This window comes from Rothia sp. 11273D007AR, from assembly GCF_053547255.1.
Window position 1 is genome coordinate 190,916 of sequence record NZ_JBPPWJ010000001.1, and the last position, 15,602, is coordinate 206,517.

A 15,602-nucleotide genomic window follows, 5' to 3' on the forward strand; every position below is an offset into this window, starting at 1 on the left:
GCCCGGAAAAGCTAGAATAGAAGGACGCCTCAACCCACCTCGAAAGGTACTATGACCGAGACTTCAACCCCCAGCAATGACCCCAATCTTCCCTCAGATGAACAGCTGAGACGTACAGTAGACCGCGTGCTGGGGCGGGCTCAGGCCAACGGTAGCGTGCTCGATGAAAGGGCCCGCGAACTCTCTGATAACCAGCGCGAACACTCTGAATACGATGGTGACCAGCAGGACCTTGAAGAGCGTCGAGCACTGCGCCGTGTAGCCGGTCTATCAACCGAGCTTGACGACGTTACCGAGGTCGAATACCGCCAGCTGCGCCTAGAACGCGTTGTGCTGGCAGGCGTCTGGTCAGAGGGCACTCTGGAAGAAGCCGAGAATTCCCTGCGTGAGCTGGCGGCTCTGGCTGAGACCGCCGGTTCTGAGGTTCTGGACGGCCTGGTGCAGCGTCGTCTGAAGCCCGACCCGGGTACCTACCTGGGCTCCGGCAAGGTGCTGGAACTCAAAGATATCGTTGAGGCGTCCGGCGCCGATACCGTGATTGTGGACGCCGAGCTAGCCCCCTCCCAGCGCCGAGCCATTGAAGATATCGTCAAGGTCAAGGTCATTGACCGAACCGCCCTGATTCTCGATATCTTCGCGCAGCACGCTAAGTCGCGTGAAGGTAAGGCCCAGGTTGAGCTGGCCCAGCTCGAATACATGCTGCCGCGTCTGCGCGGTTGGGGTGCCTCTCTGTCTCGTCAGGCTGGTGGCCGTGCCGCCGGTGGTGAAGGCATCGGTTCCCGCGGCCCCGGTGAAACCAAAATTGAAATGGACCGCCGCCGCCTACGCGCCCGCATGGCCAAGCTCAAGCGAGAGATTGCGGCCATGGCTCCTGCCCGTGAAACCAAGCGCCTGAACCGCAAGCGTAACCGGGTGCCGTCCGTAGCTATTGCCGGTTACACCAACGCCGGTAAGTCCTCCCTGCTCAACCGCCTCACCGACGCCGGCGTGCTGGTCGAGAACGCCCTCTTTGCGACCCTCGACCCCACCGTGCGCAAGGCCCAGACTCCGGACGGCGTGGGCTACACCCTGTCTGACACCGTCGGCTTCGTGCGCGCCCTGCCCACCCAGCTGGTGGAGGCCTTCCGCTCTACCCTAGAAGAGGTCGCGGACGCCGACGTCATCGTGCACGTTGTGGACGTCTCCCACCCCGACCCCGAGGGGCAGATTCACTCCGTCCGCCAGGTGATTACCGAGGTCGACGCCCAAAATATCCCCGAAATCATCGTGCTCAACAAGGCAGATGCGGCCGACCCCTTCGTCATTGAGCGTCTACGGCAGAAGGAACTCAACCACGTTGTGGTCTCGGCCCGTACCGGTGAGGGTATCGAGGAACTACAGCAGAAGATTGCGGACACCATTCCCCGCCCCTCGATTGAGCTCAACATGCTGGTGCCCTACTCAGCAGGCAGCGTCGTCTCCCGCCTGCACGAATGGGACGCTGAAATCCTGCGTACCGCCTTTGTCTCTGACGGCACCTACGTGCAGGCCCTAGTACGTGATGAGGTAGCCTCTGACCTGGCTGAGTACGTTTTGGAAGAAGACCTGCTCGAGGTTCTGCAACCTGAAATCGATGAAGCTATCGCCTCTGGGGCGGTTGAAACTCAGCGCGCATGAAGGAACACGTCACCGCACCCACCGGTCAGGAGCTAGAAACCCTGCCCGGTGCCCAGCCCGTCCTGCACCTCTTGGACACCGTGGTGGAACGCTCCGGTGGCCAGATGCGCGATGGTCAGCGCACCATGGCGGCCCACGTTGCCCGCGCCCTGGAGACTGAAAAGCACCTGCTGGTGCAGGCAGGTACCGGCACCGGTAAGTCCCTGGGCTACCTGGTGCCCGCTATCTATGCCGCCCAGACCGCCGAAAAGCCCATCGTGGTGGCAACCGCAACCCTGGCCCTGCAATCCCAGATCGTTAACAGAGACATTCCTCGCCTGCTGGAATCACTGGGAGATGAGCCCGAACACGAAACCGATGTAGCCATCCTCAAGGGCCGCAACAACTATGTCTGCCTGCACAAGCTGGAAGGTGGCTACCCCGAGGACGACGGTGACGCCCTCTTCGACATGGACGCTACCACCGGCTCCACCGGCCCCGCCGGAAAACTGGGGGAAGAAGTTGTGCGCCTTCGCGAATGGGCACAGACCACCGACACCGGCGACCGTGACGAGCTGCTGCCAGGCGTCAGCGATAAGGCATGGCGGCAGGTAGCCGTCACAGCCTCAGAATGCCTGGGCAAAAAATGCCCCCTGATCGAAGAATGTTTCAGCGAGATGGCCCGAACCAGGGCTGCTGAATCAGATATCGTCATTACCAACCACGCCCTTCTCGCCATCAACGCCTTTGAGGGTGCTGCGGTGCTACCCGACCACGACATCGCCATCATCGACGAGGCCCACGAACTGGCTGACCGCGTCACCGGCGCCGTCACCGGGGCACTCTCTCCTGCTGCTATTACCAAGGTTGCCCGCAGCCTCAAACGGCACACGGACGCCGACCACAAGGCACTAGAACAGGCAGCGCTGGCCCTTGACGACTCTCTCAATGGGGTACCCGCCGAGATGATGCCCAAGGGCTTGCCTGACCGGGTTGCCGCTGCCATGGAACGCGTGCGCGATGCGGCGCGTCAGGCCCTCACCGATACGAAGAGCGGGGACAAGGACGGCGACGCTGGCCGCCAGATGGCGCGTGCCGCCTTGACAGAGGTGCACGAAACCTCAGAAAAGATGCTGACCGCTGACCCGCTCTATCAGGTTATCTGGGTTTCTCGTACCGGCTCCTGGGAGCCCGGTAGGGGGTATGTGGCGGCAGCTGACGATGACCCCGCCACCCTGAACATTGCCCCTATCTCAGTTGCCGGTTACCTGCGAGAGGGGCTTTTCGAAAACCGCACCGTGGTGCTGACGTCTGCGACGCTGACGGTGGGAGAAAGTTTTGATGCCGCCGCTGGTGCTCTGGGGCTGATGGGTAAGGACGCTCCGCGCTGGGACGGTATCGACGTGGGCTCACCCTTTAACTACCCCAAGCAGGGCGTGCTGTATCTAGCCTCTGACCTGCCTAAACCTGGGCGGGGAGTTTCGGTAGAGCAGCTGGACCGTATCGTTGAACTCGTGACTGCCTCGGGTGGCGGCGCGCTGGGGCTCTTTTCCTCTAAGCGTGGTGCTGAGCTGGCTGCCGAGTACGTGCGGGAGCGCACCGACCTGAACATTCTTCTGCAGGGGGAGTCGTCTTTGCGTGCCCTGGTGCAGGAGTTCACTGAGGACACCGATTCCTGCCTATTCGGCACCATGAGTCTCTGGCAGGGCGTGGATGTTCCTGGCGACTCCTGCCGCCTGGTCATGATGGACCGTATTCCCTTCCCCCGCCCCGACGATCCGCTGTCGCAGGCGCGCACCCGGGCGGTAGCAGCTGCTGGCGGTAACGGCTTTATGGCTGTGTCTGCCTACCATGCGGCGGTACGCATGGCCCAGGGCGCCGGCCGCCTGGTGCGGTCGGTCGGTGACAGGGGAGTTGTGGCCGTCCTTGACTCCCGCATCGCTACTCAGCGCTACGGCTCTTATCTGGTGAAGTCCCTTCCGCCCTTCTGGACAACAACCCGCAAGGACGTGGTGCTAGGAGCCCTTGAGCGCCTTAGGCAGTCAATCGACTAGTGAGAGGCTAGGTCTTAGAGACTGCGCAGTACGGAGACGACCTTACCCATGATGGTGGCTTTATCGCCCAGAATGGGCTCGTACTGGGTGTTCTGGGGCAGCAACCAGGTGTGACCATCGCGCTGGCGGAAGGTCTTCACGGTGGCCTCGTCGTCGAGCAGGGCCGCGACGATGTCACCGTTCTGGGCGGTGTTCTGGGCACGCACTACGACCCAGTCGCCGTCGCAAATCGCAGCATCGACCATGGAGTCGCCCTTGACTCGCAGCATAAAGAGGTCGCCCTGACCTACGAGCTGGCGGGGGAGCGTCATGACGTCTTCAATTGCCTGCTCAGCGGCAATGGGTGAGCCCGCAGCAATACGGCCCACCAGAGGAACGGTAGCGAGGTTATCGTCGGTCTGCGCGAAGGTAGGCACAATCGGCAGCGTGATGACGCTGGTTTCAGGCTTTACTTCTTCGGGGGAGGTCTCGCCGGTGAGAACCTCAATGGCGCGAGGACGCTTGGGGTCGCGCCTAATATAGCCCATCTCTTCTAGGCGAGAGAGCTGATGGGTAACAGATGAGAGTGAAGCGAGACCAACGAGGTCACCGATTTCACGCATAGACGGCGGGTAGCCGTGCTCATCAATAGCGCTTGAAATGGCGCTCAAAATTTTTTTCTGGCGGGCAGTGAGGGGGCGAGAGCCCTTGTGGTGCGGGCTTGCCGGAGTCTGCGGAGTTCGTTCGCTCACGGTATCTCGTCTCTGTTGGTTCTTAAAATGTCAGCCACCCGGTGTTCACTATCAAGTGGTCTTCTAAGACTATGTCAAGCAAACAGGTTATTCAAACATTTGTTCTAATTTTTCTCGACTATGTTCGATTTTTCTGATAGAACATAGATACGAAGAATTTTTAGAACAAAGATTCGACTATTGGTTGAATGTTTGAGCGTGAATCAGGAGAAAGACTTATGAGCACCATCGCCTTGCCCGAGTTTATGGCTCGTACTTCTTTGAAGAAGCCCCTTGATCAGGCTGCTACTTTTACCGTCCGTCAGCACCCGCAGGTGCCCGCATCGGCCGGGGCACTGCGGCAACCCCAGTACCGCATTCGTTTTGCGGCACCTGTGTCTGCGCGTCCCGCACCTGTAGCTCCCTTGCGGAATCTGCCTTCCCACCCTGCTGCTTCTACCCCGGCTCAGCGGCCTAGCGCGGTAGTAGAACCGTCTCAGAAAGCGAAGACGGGGCGTGGGAAAATCCGTTTGACCCGCCGGGGGCGCCTGGTTTTTAGGGGCCTGCCTCTACTCACCCTCGTGGCTCTTGTGGTTCTCGGTGCCCTGACTTTCCTTGCACCCGGCGAAGCTAAGAGTGCCACTGTCGAACCTGTTGTTCCGGTTAGCCAAACGGTCACCGTTGTGCACGGCGATACTCTCTGGACCATCGCAGCAGATGTGGCACCCGGTGAAGATAATCGCGATGTCATCAATCGCATCATGCAGATTAACGACCTCACCAGCGCACAGCTGGTTCCCGGTCAGGTTCTTGAGGTGCCTGTCTACACTCAGTCACAGTAAGAAAAAGAGCGGTGCCCTATGCCAGACTGCGAAACAAGAATGCAGCGTACGGGGCTAGGTCGCTACACTAGGGGAGTGACCGAAACTACCACAGCACTCGAAGCCCTGCCCCTGCGCGAAGATTTGCGGGGCCGTTCACCCTACGGCGCACCCATGATTGATGTTCCGGTAACCCTCAACGTTAACGAGAACACCCACCCCATGCCGCAAGAAGTTATCGATGCCATCACGCGCGATGTAGCAGAGGCCGCCGTAACCCTGAATCGCTACCCCGACCGCGAGTTCGATACCCTCAGAGCGGAACTCGCAGACTACCTGGGGCACGGTCTGACCCCCGAAAACATCTGGGCAGCTAACGGCTCCAATGAGATTCTCCAGCAACTCATGCAGGTCTTTGGTGGCCCCGGGCGCTCGGTCATGAGCTTCGTGCCCACCTACTCTATGTACCCCCTGCTGGCAGACGGCACCAATACCGCTTTCATCGCGGGTACCCGCGCAGCCGACTACTCCCTCACCGCAGCTTCAGCAGTTGAACAGATTGAAGAGCACAAGCCTTCTATCGTTATTCTCTGCTCACCCAATAACCCCACCGGCACCGGCCTGGGGCTAGACGTTATCGAAGCGGTCTACGACGCGGTGGCAGCCTACAACGGTATCGTCGTGGTCGATGAGGCCTACGCAGAGTTTGCCCAAGACCGCACCCAGAATGCTCTCACCCTACTTCCCGGCCACCCCAACCTGGTTGTCTCCCGCACCATGAGCAAGGCCTTCGCACTTGCAGGTGCCCGCCTGGGCTACTTTGCAGCAGATCCCGCTGTTGCCGATGCCGTCCGTCTGGTTCGCCTGCCCTACCACCTCTCAGCCGTCACCCAGGCAACCGCGATTGCAGCCCTGCGCCACCGCACCCAGCTGCTGGCTAACGTCGACGACATCCGCGCCCAGCGCGACCGCATCGTGGAGCACCTCACCGGCCTGGGGCTAGAACCGGCTGTATCGGATTCCAACTTTGTGTTCTTCGGCGGGCTCAAGGACGAAAAAGCTGCCTGGAACTACCTGCTAGAACGCGGCGTCCTGGTACGCGATAACGGAATCCCCGGCTACCTGCGCGTCACCGCCGGAACCGAAGCCGAGACCAGCGCCTTCTTAGACCACCTCACTGACTACGTGCAGACTTTCGAGCGCTAAGCGCAGCACGTAGCCCCATCAACATCGGCAGACACCTTAGAAAAAGAGACAGACATGGCAGTACCAACCGAATCATCCACCGGCATCGGCCCCCGCATTGCAAAGATGGAGCGCACCACCAGCGAGTCCTCCGTCAGCGTCGAAATCAACCTGGACGGCACCGGCGTCTCTGACATCGACACCGGCGTTCCCTTCTATGACCACATGCTGACCGCTCTCTCCAAGCACTCCCTGATTGATATGACCATCAAGTGCTCCGGCGATACCCACATCGATGTGCACCACACCGTTGAAGACACCGGCATCGTGCTCGGTGAGGTTCTCCGTCAGGCCCTGGGTGATAAGGCCGGTATCCGCCGTTTTGGCACAGCCACCGTGCCCCTCGATGAAGCACTTGCCTCAGCCGTCGTCGATATTTCAGGCCGCCCCTACCTGGTACACACCGGCGAACCCGAAGGCTTCGAATACCACCTCATCGGCGGGCACTTCACCGGATCAATGGTGCGCCACGTCTTTGAGGCCTTTGCCTACCACGCCGGTATTTGCCTGCACATCACCCTGCTGGGCGGGCGCGACCCCCACCATATTGCCGAAGCCCAGTTCAAGGCCCTGGCCCGTGCCCTGCGTCAGGCGGTAGAGCCCGACCCCCGCCACGCCGGCATCCCCTCCACCAAGGGAGCCCTCTAATGACTGAAACCCGTCAACCGACCGTCACCGTTCTCGATTACGGGGCAGGGAACGTGCGCTCAGCCGTCCGCGCCCTTGAAGAAGCCGGCGCCCGAGTGGTGCTGTCCCGCAAGGAGTCAGACGTTCTGGGTGCCGATGGCCTAGTTGTGCCCGGCGTGGGCGCTTTCAAGGCCGTCATGGACGGCCTGAAAGAAGCAGATGCTATCCGCATGATTGGCAGGCGCGTTGCGGGCGGACGCCCCGTACTTGGCATCTGCGTAGGCCTACAGGTCATGTTCGAAAAAGGCGTTGAGCACGGAGTTGAAGCCGACGGCCTGGGCGAGTGGCCCGGCACCGTCGAAAAGCTCAAAGCCGAGGTCGTGCCCCACATGGGGTGGAATACCGTCCGCGCACCTGAAGGGTCCACGCTCTTTGCCGGTGTTGAGAACGAACGCTTCTACTTTGTGCACTCCTACGGGGTGCAAGAATGGACCTTCGACCAGAACAACGAAGCCATGCTGCCGCCCCAGGTCACCTGGGCTAACCACGGTGGCGACTTCATCGCGGCGGTCGAAAACGGGCCCCTAGCTGCCACCCAGTTCCACCCCGAAAAGTCGGGTGAGGCCGGCATCCGCCTGCTCAAGAACTGGATCAATTCCCTGCCCGTAACCGGGCGTCTAGACGGGGCGAAGTAGGGTATGTCAGCTACAACGTCCGGGCTACTGCTCATGACCGTAGGCATGATGTTCATCGGCGGAGCCTACTCCTTTTACAAACAAAAAATTACCTGGGTGGCCCAGCTTGTACTGCTGCTGGTGGGCCTAGCCTTTGCCGGGTACGGCCTGTACGTCGTGATGAACTACAGCTAGCCCGCCGCCCCTAGACCTAGATTTTTACCGTCCTACTCCCAAGGAGAGAACAATGACTGATCGTCTCGAACTGCTGCCCGCGGTCGACGTAGCCAACGGCCAGGCCGTGCGCCTGGTGCAGGGCGAAGCTGGATCTGAAACCAACTACGGTTCCCCCGTCGAAGCTGCCCTAGAGTGGCAGAACGCCGGTGCTGAGTGGCTGCACCTGGTCGACCTCGACGCTGCCTTTGGCCGCGGCGACAACATCGAGATTCTGACCGAGGTAGCTCAGGAACTTTCCATCAAGATTGAGATGTCGGGCGGCATCCGCGACGACGAATCCCTGGAACGGGCCCTGTCGCTCAACCCCGCCCGCATCAACCTGGGCACCGCTGCCCTGGAAAACCCCGAGTGGACTCGCAAGGTGATCGCCGAGCACGGCGATATCATCGCCGTTGGTCTGGATGTACGCGGGGAAACCCTGGCAGCCCGTGGCTGGACCAAGGAAGGCGGCAACCTCTGGGAGGTTCTCGACCGCCTGAACGACGACGGCTGCGCCCGCTACGTCGTCACCGATGTCACCAAGGACGGCACCCTGCAGGGACCTAACCTGGAACTTTTACGCAAGGTCGCAGAGCGCACCGACAAGCCCGTGGTTGCCTCCGGCGGTATCGCCACCCTCGATGACATCGCAGCCCTGCGTACCATGGTTCCCCACGGCGTTGAAGGCGCCATCACCGGTAAGGCCCTCTACGCCGGTAAGTTCACCCTGGCCCAGGCCCTCGACGTTGCAGGTCGCCCCTAGTGACCGACTTTTCAGATCGCGTGCACCGCGCCCACACCCACGGGCACGGCAACCCCGGTAACCCCAGCGCACCCCGCCGGGAGCTACCTGCGCATATCGCTGCCCAGCTGGCGTCCGCCGGCCAAAAAACCGATACCGGCGGGCAGCCCTGGGAAGGGCGCAACCTGGGGGAAGGCACCAGCCACACCCACCAGTTCCCCGGCGACGACGGAAAAACTGACCCCGCCCTGCTCAAGGTTCTTGAGGCTTTCAAAGCCGGTGAGGTCGATGAGGTTGCCGTGGTTGACGCCCTACGCTCGGTGCGTATTTTCGCACCCGTGGTGGCTCAACTGTCGCAGGCAGAAATTACCGAGCAGGGGCTAGTCTCAGACAAAGAATCGGATATGGCCCTGGTGAGTATTCAAGCTCCGGACGGACGCCGTGCCCTGCCGGTCTTCACCAACGTGGACGCGCTTACCGCCTGGCACGACCTAGCCCGCCCGGTTGCCGCTGACATGCGTAAAACCGCCCTGTCAGCCGTAGAAGATGATAACCAGCTCATCGTGGTAGACCCGGGCGCTGACCTCACCTTCGTCGTGCGCCGCCCCGCTTTCTGGGCAATCGCCAAGGGAGAAGAATGGGTGCCCTCCTACCGCAACCCCCGGGTCGCCGAAGAGCTCAGCAACATTGCAGCGCCCCTGTCTGCTGTGGTTGCGGTTGAAGCAGGCCCCGGCACCGGTGTGTACTCGCAGACCGCGAGCGGACGCGTACTGGCAGGTGGTGGGCACGGGCCAGAGCTGAAAATCATGCTCAAACTCCGCCCCGGCCTCACCCAGGAACAGGTCAACCAGACCGTGCAGACCTTCCAGCAGGGGCTCGCCCTCAACCAGGTCATTGCCGAGCAGGCTGACTCGGTGCAGATCGCCTTGGCATCAGCCTAGAAAACCGGCCCGGTGAACTTTTCGCCGGGCCCCTTGCCGGGGGCGTCCGGGTAGGGGGAAGCCTCACGGAAGGCCAGCTGGAGGGAACGCAGGCCGTCACGCAGGGGAGCGGCGTGCTGAGAACCGATCTCGGGCGCCGCAGCGGTAACGAAACCTGCCAGGGCGGTAATCAGCTTGCGGGCCTCATCAAGATCTTTGAGGTCTTCGGCGTTCTCTTCAGCAGCCAGACCGCACTTGACGGCAGCGGCGCTCATCAGGTGAACAGCAGCGGTTGTAATGACCTCAACGGCAGGAACCTCAGCGATATCGCGCATCTGGGCGTTAACTTCTTCAACCTGCTCGGCAGTCAGACCATCGGGCAGCGCCTCGCCCTGCTCAGCGGAATCTTCAAAACGGTAGCTAGTTTCGTTGCTCATGGTTACTAGAATCTCACACCAACCCCACCGAGCGTGAATCGCCCGTCATACTCAACCCGACCACCGGCGTCCGCCCCAAGAAAAACAGCCAAAACCCTTGAAAAACCGCCCCTAACCCAGTAATGTTAAGAGCTGTTTGCAAGTGGAACTTAAGTTCCCACCCGCTGCCGCCAACTCTGGCGACCGGGTCAGACCCAGGGGTCCGCAAGGGAAACCTTCGAAGGCTCATGGCGCCGACTACCGGCGTCCGCACCTTTACCCTGGGTAGGTAACCTAAGCCTCCGCTTGCCAAGCCGCAACCGGGGGCTTTTTTCAACCCCCACAGAAATTCACGGGGACACCCCCACCACAAGCAACAGGAGCTTTGTCATTAGCGATCCACGCATCAACGACCGCATTCGCGTTCCGGAAGTTCGACTCGTCGGCCCCGGCGGTGAACAGGTCGGTATTGTCCGCGTAGAAGATGCACTGCGTCTTGCTCAGGAATCTGACCTCGACCTGGTTGAGGTTGCTCCCAACGCTAAGCCGCCTGTGTGCAAGCTTATGGACTTCGGCAAGTACAAGTACGAAGCCGCAGTCAAGGCACGTGAATCTCGAAAGAAGCAGGTCAACGCTTCTTTGAAGGAAATCCGTTTCCGCCTCAAAATTGACACCCATGACTACGAAACCAAGGTAGGGCACGCACGTCGTTTCCTCGCCGGCGGTGACAAGGTCAAGGCTATGATTCAGTTCCGTGGTCGTGAACAGCAGCGCCCCGAGATGGGTGTGCGTCTGCTTGAACGCATGGCAAACGACCTCACCGAGGTTGGCACCGTAGAGTCCAACCCCCGCGTTGACGGTCGCAACATGGTAATGGTTCTCGCTCCGCTCCGCGGCAAGCAGGAAGCCCGCCGTGAAAGCCAGAAGTCAGGTGGCCGCAAGGGTCGCGAACGCGTCAACACCACTGAGGCAACCCCTGTAACTAACTCCCTGGCAGATGCAATGCCCGAGGAGCTCAAGGCACAGGCGTCAGCCGAATAGGAGCTGTTTAGACAACCAGGCGCGAGCTCGTGTAGGGTTTCGTGCTTGGTCGTCGTTCGCTCTGCCGCTGTTCTTTATTGAAAGATAAGGGCACCGGTGGGCGGGCAGAACACCCTTAAAACTTCCCCGCCCACCGGGGACGTTGAGTTTTTCAGTTCCTCACCCCGTAACCGGGGCGAGGGTAGAACGTAAGGAGAATCGGCTCATGCCGAAGCAGAAGACCCACTCTGGTGCTAAGAAGCGCTTCAAGCTCACCGGTACTGGCAAGGTTAAGCGCCAGCAGGCCAACCGCCGCCACTACCTGGAGCACAAGTCATCCCGTCTGACCCGTCGTCTGGCTTCTGACCAGATCGTAACCGGCGGTCAGGCTAAGGTCATCAAGAAGATGCTGGGCAAGTAAGCTCCTTCTTTTTGAAGCTTCGCCCCGAAAGGGCGCACCAAAAGTAGATATTTTCTCTCCTGCACCAGCGCTAGAGTTTTAGCTGGGTAGGACATAGACGTTAGGAGACACACGTGGCACGTGTGAAGCGCGCGGTTAACGCGCACAAGAAGCGCCGAGTAATCCTTGATCGTGCATCAGGCTACCGTGGCCAGCGTTCACGCCTTTACCGTAAGGCTAAGGAACAGGTCACTCACTCACTGGTATACAGCTACGACCACCGTCGTAAGAAGAAGGGCGACTTCCGTCGTCTGTGGATCCAGCGTATCAACGCAGCTGCACGCGCTGAGGGCCTGACCTACAACCGCTTCATCCAGGGCCTGAAGGCTGCTGAGGTTGAGGTTGACCGTCGTATGCTGGCTGAGCTGGCTGTTAACGAGCCTGCTGCTTTCTCAGCTCTGGTTGAAATCGCTAAGAACAACCTGCCTGAGGACACTTCAGCTCCCAAGGCTGCCTAAGTCTTTTTAGGTTTGTCTTGCCCCACCTAAGTGGTGGGGCGCGGACGCCGCCTCCCGCTTTCCTGCCTCTGAGCAGGGGAGTGAGGGGCGGCGTCCTTTTATTATTGCGGTAAATGGTGGGGCTGGAGCGTCGGGCACACAGCGAACGCCCACCAGATTCTCGCAGCGTCTACGCCTATGATGGGCGCAGCGAGAGTCTGGTGGGCAGTCAGATTTTGCATGCGGACGTCCGTGAGCGCGAGACGCGGCTCACGCCAGTCCATGGTTTCCAGGGGCGCCTGAAACCGGTGCAGGTAAGCCCACCCCGCTATTGTCCGTGGGCGGACGACGGCGGGGTGGGCTAGACACCGGAATTAGTACTCAAAAGAGGTCTGAATGGCTACCTGTATTGAGCAGGATGAGAACCAGCTGACCTTCAAGGCGTTCATATATAAGTAGCCAGTCTGGTTCGATATGGCACTCGCGAGTATCGGCGTAGTTTCCAGTGAGCGCGTGGTCTTTATGTTTTGCGCTGAGTTGCTTGCCCTCGGCGAGAGCCTCAACAATATCCGTGAGTTTCTGGAGGTCTTTTCCACGCTTTTTAGCGGTTTTTAGGCCTTTTTTGAAAGCATTGGTAGTGATGATTTCGTATCTCATAGTTCGTTAATGAGAGTTTTGAACTCCTCGATTGACCTAATCCGGGGAGTGTTTGGGTCCTGGGCGAGCCGACGTCCTTCTTCGATGGCCGCAATGGTTGTCGCATTGGGGTAGGGGCGCCCAACGGTGAAAGGTATTCTTCCTTCGCGAAGGGCCTGCTTCATGAACATGTTGATTGCTGTAGACATGTTTAGACCTAGCTCGTTGAAGAGTTCCTCTGCCTGGCGTTTAGTCTCCTCGTCGGTTCTAACGCTAATAGTGGTGCTCATAGTCGCTCCTTTCTTGCATTTGTGCGACATAGTTCTACATTAGCAGGGATACATCAATGATTGAAGAGTCATCAGGTTCGAGGAAATAGGTGAGTAAAAAGCAAATACGAGATGATCGAGGCGCTTGGGCCATGGTGTGCTGGGGGCCTGCTTACGCAAAAGCCCACCCTGCTTCCGTCCTGGTGCGGACGGCGGTGGGGTGGGCTTCTGTGCTACCTGAAGTTGCAGGTAGGGTGGGTTTTGCTACTTAACCCAGGTGATGACCTCTTCGGCGGGCTTGCGGGTCTGGGGGTTTTGCAGGACGACGAAGCGCCAGCCCTGAGCGCCGACGGAGCTGGGGGAGAGGCGAGCGGTTTCGAGGATGTAGGTGATGTCGTCGTCGCTGATTTTCTTCTCGGGGTCGAAGAATTTGATGGCGCGGCGGTGCTGGGCGGCGTCGAGGACGAGCTGCTTGATGTCTTGGTTCTGCACGGGCTGTACCTTTCGTGATAGGCAGAGGATTGCTTCAGGGGCAACAAGCGAGAGAGTAGAGTTATTCCGGACTGTAGGTAAAATTGGAAGCTCATTTGCGAGCTAACGATCCCCGTAGTGAGTTCGACAGGCATAAATAATCAGAACGGTACGCCCGTCAAGCTCAGTAACCTCATAAACCAGTCGATGCGTCTGATCAATTCGTCGCGACCATAGCCCAGAGAACTCCCCTCGCAAGGGCTCAGGTTTCCCGATACCAGAGAATGGTCCGTTCCGTGTGATGTCCTTGATGAGGGCATTGATACGTTTGAGAGTCTTTCGATCTTCAGACTGCCAGTAAACATACTGCTCCCAGGCTTCATCTGACCACAGCTTATTCATCAATAAGCTCGCGTTCTGTGAGATTACCTCCCTTAACCTGAGCAACCGACCGGCGCAACATACTCACATTAGCCTCGGAATAAAACGGATCAATCGATACCTCAAAGGGAATCCTCTGCTCCCTAGTCATTTTCTTCGCAAACATCGAAAAGGCAGCAGAAACCGTAATTCCCAGCTCCTGACACAAGACCTCAAGGTCCCTCTTAGTCTGCTCATCCAAACGAACATTCACCACACTAGTAGCCATAACGTCCACCTTTCGTATATTCAATGTGTACTCATTGTATGTCTTACCAGTGGTAACTGGAAAGGGTGCGGCCCATACCTCCTTCTCCTTTCCACCCCACCGCGTCCTTCCCCACAAACCGCTAGAAAGAGGTCTTGCAGGCTGTCCCAATTCGGTGCGCTCTTGCACGGTCGCGCGCTCCCGTCCGTGCACCTCATCGTGAGACAATAGACCCTATGGACTTCAAAGAACGCCTCAGCACCCCCGTCGTCATGGAAAACCCCCAGGCAGACCGTGTCAAAGACATCGCCAAGCTTGCCACCCGGGCAGCCCGCACCAAGACCGGGCACTTCCTGGTCGAGGGACCGCAGGCCGTCCGCGAAGCCCTCAAAGCCCACCAGATCAAGCCCCTGCTCGACGCCGTCTACATCACCGAACGCGCCTTCGACCGCCACCCCGACATCGTTGACCTGCTCGAAGACGTCCACGGCACCCCCACCCCCGAGCCCGGCCGCAAGGTCTTCATGCGCATGGTGACCGAGCCCGTCCTCGCCGCCATGGCCGAATCCGTCAGCCCCCAGGGCATCATCGCCGTCGCCTTCCAGAACGACATCGCCCCCTCCGACATCTGGGGTGAGGGAGCCATCAACCCTAAGCTCATCGCCGTCCTGGCCCGCGTACAAGACCCCGGCAACGCCGGCACCATCCTGCGCGCCGCCGACGCCGCCGGCGCCGACCTCATCGTCACCACCAAGGGTGCAGTTGACCTCTACAACCCCAAGGCAGTGCGCTCCACTGCAGGCTCCCTCTTCCACGTGCCCGTTATCCAGGGCATCGACCTCGAAGACTTCGCCGAAGATGCTAAGGCTCAGGGCATCGGTGTGCTCGCAGCGGACGGCTACGGCCGCGTCTCCCTCGATGACCTCCAGGACGCCGCCTTCGCCCTGCGCAATGGCGTCGAACCGCGCAAGAAGGTTAAGTACGACCTGGCCAAGCCCACCATGTGGCTCTTCGGCAACGAGGCGGCTGGCCTGAGCGACGAAGAAAAAGCTGCCGCCTCCCTGCGCGTGGCTGTTCCCCTGCGCGGGGCCGCCGAGTCGCTGAATGTCGGCATGGCAGCTGGTGTCTGCCTCTTTGCCTCCTCCCTGGCCCAGAACCGAAAGGGTGACTAGTGGGGGAGCAGCCTACTGCCGCCTACCCGGTGCAGGTGGTCGGGGCAGCTATCGTCGATTCTTTGACCAGCCCCACCCGCCTGCTGGTGGGCCAGCGCTCGGCCCCGCCGGCGCTGGCTGGCCTGTGGGAGTTTCCCGGCGGCAAGGTTGAGCCCGGTGAAGCCTGCGAGGACGCCCTGCTGCGCGAACTACGCGAAGAGCTGGGCATCACCGCCCAGCTCGGTACCGAAATCACCGGCCCCCACCCCCAGGGCTGGGTGCTGAACGAGAAGGCCGCTATGCGGGTCTGGTTTGCAGAAATTACGGACGGACGCGCCGCCGCCCTTCAAGACCACGCCGAGTTGCGCTGGGTTCCGCTTGATGCCACGGTGCTGGAGCTGCCCTGGATTCCCGCTGACTTTCCCATCGTTGAGGAGCTGTTGGCGGGCGTCCGCGCCGCTTAAGCTGTA

Annotated in this window: 21 protein-coding genes; 14 read left to right on the forward strand and 7 right to left on the reverse strand. The window is 60.1% G+C overall.

Annotated elements, in window-relative coordinates:
- Positions 1-51 precede the first annotated feature (51 nt).
- A complete protein-coding gene (gene hflX / locus ACED88_RS00885) occupies positions 52-1,656 on the forward strand; it encodes a GTPase HflX (protein WP_449108480.1) in 1,605 nt (534 codons plus the stop codon).
- On the forward strand, positions 1,653-3,689 hold the full coding sequence (locus ACED88_RS00890) for an ATP-dependent DNA helicase (protein WP_449108481.1): 2,037 nt from the start codon (positions 1,653-1,655) through the stop codon (positions 3,687-3,689). Before hflX ends, ACED88_RS00890 begins: the two co-directional genes overlap by 4 nt.
- Before the next feature lie 14 nt (positions 3,690-3,703).
- Here ACED88_RS00890 and lexA read toward each other — a convergent pair whose 3' ends face one another.
- Complete coding sequence (lexA, locus tag ACED88_RS00895) at positions 3,704-4,420, reverse strand: transcriptional repressor LexA (RefSeq protein WP_449108482.1); 717 nt, start codon at positions 4,418-4,420, stop codon at positions 3,704-3,706.
- Between the two features lie 218 nt (positions 4,421-4,638).
- On the opposite strand from lexA, the gene ACED88_RS00900 reads away from it, so the two are divergent.
- The 7 genes from ACED88_RS00900 to ACED88_RS00930 all read left to right on the forward strand — a co-directional run bounded on the left by ACED88_RS00900 (position 4,639) and on the right by ACED88_RS00930 (position 9,665).
- Complete coding sequence (locus tag ACED88_RS00900; protein WP_237186838.1) at positions 4,639-5,241, forward strand: LysM peptidoglycan-binding domain-containing protein; 603 nt, start codon at positions 4,639-4,641, stop codon at positions 5,239-5,241.
- A 75-nt stretch (positions 5,242-5,316) separates the two neighbouring features.
- On the forward strand, positions 5,317-6,426 hold the full coding sequence (locus ACED88_RS00905) for a histidinol-phosphate transaminase (protein WP_449108483.1): 1,110 nt from the start codon (positions 5,317-5,319) through the stop codon (positions 6,424-6,426).
- 54 nt (positions 6,427-6,480) lie between these two features.
- Positions 6,481-7,113, forward strand: coding sequence for an imidazoleglycerol-phosphate dehydratase HisB (hisB, locus tag ACED88_RS00910; RefSeq protein WP_237205528.1), 633 nt, complete (start codon positions 6,481-6,483; stop codon positions 7,111-7,113).
- Positions 7,113-7,787: an imidazole glycerol phosphate synthase subunit HisH gene (gene hisH, locus ACED88_RS00915; RefSeq protein WP_449108484.1), complete on the forward strand. Its 675-nt coding sequence runs from the start codon at positions 7,113-7,115 to the stop codon at positions 7,785-7,787. Before hisB ends, hisH begins: the two co-directional genes overlap by 1 nt.
- Before the next feature lie 3 nt (positions 7,788-7,790).
- Positions 7,791-7,961: a hypothetical protein gene (locus tag ACED88_RS00920; RefSeq protein WP_167752239.1), complete on the forward strand. Its 171-nt coding sequence runs from the start codon at positions 7,791-7,793 to the stop codon at positions 7,959-7,961.
- A 52-nt stretch (positions 7,962-8,013) separates the two neighbouring features.
- Positions 8,014-8,745 (forward strand): bifunctional 1-(5-phosphoribosyl)-5-((5-phosphoribosylamino)methylideneamino)imidazole-4-carboxamide isomerase/phosphoribosylanthranilate isomerase PriA, encoded by a 732-nt coding sequence (gene priA / locus ACED88_RS00925; protein WP_449108485.1) that lies wholly within the window; start codon positions 8,014-8,016, stop codon positions 8,743-8,745.
- Positions 8,745-9,665, forward strand: a complete 921-nt coding sequence (locus ACED88_RS00930) for an SseB family protein (RefSeq protein ID WP_449108486.1) — start codon at positions 8,745-8,747, stop codon at positions 9,663-9,665. The genes priA and ACED88_RS00930 overlap by 1 nt, the downstream gene beginning before the upstream one ends.
- Here the strand turns inward: ACED88_RS00930 and ACED88_RS00935 are convergent.
- On the reverse strand, positions 9,662-10,081 hold the full coding sequence (locus ACED88_RS00935) for a DUF1844 domain-containing protein (protein WP_237205532.1): 420 nt from the start codon (positions 10,079-10,081) through the stop codon (positions 9,662-9,664). The two genes, ACED88_RS00930 and ACED88_RS00935, sit on opposite strands and share 4 nt — an antisense overlap.
- A 285-nt stretch (positions 10,082-10,366) precedes the next feature.
- Here ACED88_RS00935 and infC point away from each other — a divergent pair, with 285 nt between their 5' ends.
- The 3 genes from infC to rplT all read left to right on the forward strand — a co-directional run bounded on the left by infC (position 10,367) and on the right by rplT (position 11,998).
- Positions 10,367-11,101 (forward strand): translation initiation factor IF-3, encoded by a 735-nt coding sequence (infC, locus tag ACED88_RS00940; RefSeq protein ID WP_423817200.1) that lies wholly within the window; start codon positions 10,367-10,369, stop codon positions 11,099-11,101.
- A 205-nt stretch (positions 11,102-11,306) separates the two neighbouring features.
- Entirely contained in the window at positions 11,307-11,501 is a 195-nt protein-coding gene (rpmI, locus tag ACED88_RS00945) for a 50S ribosomal protein L35 (RefSeq protein WP_135011425.1), read from the forward strand.
- Positions 11,502-11,614: 113 nt separating this feature from the next.
- On the forward strand, positions 11,615-11,998 hold the full coding sequence (gene rplT, locus ACED88_RS00950; RefSeq protein WP_135011424.1) for a 50S ribosomal protein L20: 384 nt from the start codon (positions 11,615-11,617) through the stop codon (positions 11,996-11,998).
- Positions 11,999-12,358: 360 nt separating this feature from the next.
- Here the strand turns inward: rplT and ACED88_RS00955 are convergent, their stop codons facing one another.
- From ACED88_RS00955 to ACED88_RS00975, 5 genes are all read right to left on the reverse strand, one after another.
- Entirely contained in the window at positions 12,359-12,634 is a 276-nt protein-coding gene (locus tag ACED88_RS00955) for a type II toxin-antitoxin system YafQ family toxin (protein WP_431464719.1), read from the reverse strand.
- Positions 12,631-12,903, reverse strand: a complete 273-nt coding sequence (locus ACED88_RS00960; RefSeq protein WP_431464720.1) for a type II toxin-antitoxin system RelB/DinJ family antitoxin — start codon at positions 12,901-12,903, stop codon at positions 12,631-12,633. The genes ACED88_RS00955 and ACED88_RS00960 overlap by 4 nt, the downstream gene beginning before the upstream one ends.
- 243 nt (positions 12,904-13,146) lie before the next feature.
- Positions 13,147-13,374: a nitroreductase family protein gene (locus ACED88_RS00965; protein ID WP_449108487.1), complete on the reverse strand. Its 228-nt coding sequence runs from the start codon at positions 13,372-13,374 to the stop codon at positions 13,147-13,149.
- A 102-nt stretch (positions 13,375-13,476) separates the two neighbouring features.
- Positions 13,477-13,755 carry a Txe/YoeB family addiction module toxin gene (locus ACED88_RS00970; protein ID WP_431464958.1) on the reverse strand — a complete coding sequence of 93 codons (279 nt, stop codon included), beginning with the start codon at positions 13,753-13,755 and terminating at the stop codon, positions 13,477-13,479.
- Positions 13,748-14,002, reverse strand: a complete 255-nt coding sequence (locus tag ACED88_RS00975; RefSeq protein WP_083093599.1) for a type II toxin-antitoxin system RelB/DinJ family antitoxin — start codon at positions 14,000-14,002, stop codon at positions 13,748-13,750. Before ACED88_RS00975 ends, ACED88_RS00970 begins: the two co-directional genes overlap by 8 nt.
- Before the next feature lie 215 nt (positions 14,003-14,217).
- Here ACED88_RS00975 and ACED88_RS00980 point away from each other — a divergent pair, with 215 nt between their 5' ends.
- Both ACED88_RS00980 and ACED88_RS00985 read left to right on the forward strand, forming a co-directional pair.
- The gene (locus ACED88_RS00980) at positions 14,218-15,153 is read left to right on the forward strand and encodes a TrmH family RNA methyltransferase (RefSeq protein WP_237197159.1); all 936 of its coding nucleotides are present in this window, start codon (positions 14,218-14,220) and stop codon (positions 15,151-15,153) included.
- The gene (locus ACED88_RS00985; protein ID WP_449108488.1) at positions 15,153-15,596 is read left to right on the forward strand and encodes a (deoxy)nucleoside triphosphate pyrophosphohydrolase; all 444 of its coding nucleotides are present in this window, start codon (positions 15,153-15,155) and stop codon (positions 15,594-15,596) included. The genes ACED88_RS00980 and ACED88_RS00985 overlap by 1 nt, the downstream gene beginning before the upstream one ends.
- The last annotated feature ends 6 nt before the right edge of the window (positions 15,597-15,602 follow it).

Bases quoted from the DNA above. Each gene is read 5' to 3' on its own strand.
- hflX (WP_449108480.1), top strand. From the start codon at position 52: ATGACCGAGACTTCAACCCCCAGCAATGACCCCAATCTTCCCTCAGAT.
- ACED88_RS00890 (WP_449108481.1), top strand. From the start codon at position 1,653: ATGAAGGAACACGTCACCGCACCCACCGGTCAGGAGCTAGAAACCCTG.
- ACED88_RS00900 (WP_237186838.1), top strand. From the start codon at position 4,639: ATGAGCACCATCGCCTTGCCCGAGTTTATGGCTCGTACTTCTTTGAAG.
- hisB (WP_237205528.1), top strand. From the start codon at position 6,481: ATGGCAGTACCAACCGAATCATCCACCGGCATCGGCCCCCGCATTGCA.
- hisH (WP_449108484.1), top strand. From the start codon at position 7,113: ATGACTGAAACCCGTCAACCGACCGTCACCGTTCTCGATTACGGGGCA.
- ACED88_RS00920 (WP_167752239.1), top strand. From the start codon at position 7,791: ATGTCAGCTACAACGTCCGGGCTACTGCTCATGACCGTAGGCATGATG.
- priA (WP_449108485.1), top strand. From the start codon at position 8,014: ATGACTGATCGTCTCGAACTGCTGCCCGCGGTCGACGTAGCCAACGGC.
- ACED88_RS00935 (WP_237205532.1), bottom strand. From the start codon at position 10,081: ATGAGCAACGAAACTAGCTACCGTTTTGAAGATTCCGCTGAGCAGGGC.
- rpmI (WP_135011425.1), top strand. From the start codon at position 11,307: ATGCCGAAGCAGAAGACCCACTCTGGTGCTAAGAAGCGCTTCAAGCTC.
- ACED88_RS00955 (WP_431464719.1), bottom strand. From the start codon at position 12,634: ATGAGATACGAAATCATCACTACCAATGCTTTCAAAAAAGGCCTAAAA.
- ACED88_RS00960 (WP_431464720.1), bottom strand. From the start codon at position 12,903: ATGAGCACCACTATTAGCGTTAGAACCGACGAGGAGACTAAACGCCAG.
- ACED88_RS00970 (WP_431464958.1), bottom strand. From the start codon at position 13,755: ATGAATAAGCTGTGGTCAGATGAAGCCTGGGAGCAGTATGTTTACTGG.
- ACED88_RS00975 (WP_083093599.1), bottom strand. From the start codon at position 14,002: ATGGCTACTAGTGTGGTGAATGTTCGTTTGGATGAGCAGACTAAGAGG.
- ACED88_RS00980 (WP_237197159.1), top strand. From the start codon at position 14,218: ATGGACTTCAAAGAACGCCTCAGCACCCCCGTCGTCATGGAAAACCCC.